This is a genomic window from uncultured Marinobacter sp. (assembly GCF_963974375.1).
Lineage (GTDB): Bacteria > Pseudomonadota > Gammaproteobacteria > Pseudomonadales > Oleiphilaceae > Marinobacter.
In genome coordinates this window covers 1-2009 of record NZ_CAXBDN010000425.1, presented here as the reverse complement: position 1 = coordinate 2009, position 2009 = coordinate 1, and the positions used below count along the sequence as shown (strand labels likewise).

The window sequence follows — 2009 nt, the reverse complement described above, 5'->3', positions numbered from 1 at the left end:
ACTCCCCCTCCAGGTGCACCCCGCGCCACTCACTGTCGTAGGTGAACAGCCGTCCGGACCTGACCACCTGCTGCGCGGAGTCGTTTTCCCGGCTATCCGGCGGGAAATAGGCCCGACTGAAGGGCTGCAGCGGATGCCGGGTGGTCAGCGCCTGTGCCACTTCGTCATCACCCTGCGGCAGCGACCAGACGTCGTTGAGGTGATCCCGCAATTGCGCCACCAGCACCGAAGGCGGTCGTTCACTGTCGTCGCGGATACTGCGCCCCACCCAGCTGATGTAGAGCTGTTCACGGGCGGACAGCAATGCTTCCAGAAACAGGTAGCGGTCGTCTTCCCGGCGGGAACGGTCCCCCGGGCGATAGTCCTGGGCCATGAGATCAAAGTCCACCGGTGGCCGGGAGCGGGGATAATCACCATCGTTCATGCCCAGCAGGCACACCCGCCGGAACGGTATGGCGCGCATCGGCATCAGGGTGGCGAAGTTTACCTTGCCTGCCAGGAAGCGCTGATTCAAACCACCTTCGTCGAGGCCTTCCAGCAACACATCACGGACGATATTCAGCGGCAGCACACCGGTCATGCCGGCACTGTCGCAGTCCAGCAGCCAGCGCTCCGCCTGATCCTGCAGGCGACGGATCAGCAACAGATCCTGCTCGTCCGGCTGCTGGAAGAAATCCGCCAGCAGATCGGTCAGCAAGGTCAGCCAGTCTGTGGGTGTCCGGGATTTACCCAGGGCCAGCCACAACCGCTCCAGCTGTCCGACAAACTCCGTCAGCTGGCCGGCCAGCGCTGCCTGCAACCCGGCCACTTCACCAAAGGATTCAATAGTCTGCCAGGCCTGTTCATGGCCCATGCTGTAACCCAGCAGCATTCGCCGCAGGCCGAACTGCCAGGTATTGGTGTGAAGTTGCTCCGGCAGCTCCAGGCTGGCCCGCTGCTGTTCATGGAGCCCCCAGCGGATGTTGGCACCCTCCACCCATTGCCGCAGCTGGGGCAGATCGTCTTCGGCTATGCCGAACCTGGCCCTCAGGGCCGGTACCTCCAGCAGGCTGACCACTTCGCTGACACCAAAGCGCTGTTCCGGCAGCGACAGCAGGGTTTCCAGAGCAATCAGCAGGGGTTGCCGATGACGCTGGCCCTGATCGGAAATAGTGAAAGGGATGTGGCGCTCATCAGCGAAGGCATAGCGGCCAAACACCGCCTGGATATGGGGCGCGTAGGCGTTGATGTCCGGCACCATCACAATTACATCCCGGGGCCGCAGGTCCGGGTCCTGGCTGAATGCCGCCAGCAGCTGGTCGTGCAGCACCTCCACCTCCCGCTGGGGGCTGTGGGCGTCATGGAAGACGACGGAGTCGTCGCTGGCCGGATCCAGCACCCGATTGCCGGCCAGCATGTCCTGCTGCGGCGTCAGCCGGAAGATATCGTTCTGAATCTGGTGCAACAGCAGCGGCGCCGGATCCTCTTCGTCACCGTGGACGCGGTATATATCAATGCTGCCACCGGGCGTACTCAGCCGCTCCCGGTAATCGTCCGGGTTATCAAATACATCCAGCAGGCGGATATAGTCACGGCCCTGCTTGCCCCAGGCCGCCAGCAGCGGGTTGGCGTGCTGGTGGATCTGATCGGGATCGGTCAATGCGGCCATAGGGTGATCAAGCCGGCCCCGGCGTCGTTCCGCCCGCAGCAGATCCCGGTCGCTGACAATATCGGCCCAGTAGAACTGACAGGGGTTATGGACGCAAAGCACGATCTGGCTGAACCGGCTCAGTACGTGCAACGCCTCCAGCGCCTGCCGTGGCAAGGATGACACCCCGAACACCACAATGCGTGGCGGCAGATCGGCCGGCCGTGTCCCGTTGCCGGCAGCAGCACCCGCTGCCATAAAGCGGTTGTGGATATGGGCGCGACTGGAGCTGGCCAGCTCGCCGGTATCCGCCACCAATGCTCGCCAAAGCACCGGCTGCCAGCGCAGATCCTCGTCCAGCGGCCTGACCTCGCCCCGGGCC

1 protein-coding gene is annotated in these 2009 nt (G+C 63.8%); it reads right to left on the bottom strand.

Annotation, left to right across the window (positions count from 1 at the left end; all coding sequences use genetic code 11):
• On the bottom strand, window positions 1-2009 hold a 2009-nt coding region (recC, locus tag AAC035_RS21005; protein ID WP_339807063.1), incomplete at both ends, for an exodeoxyribonuclease V subunit gamma.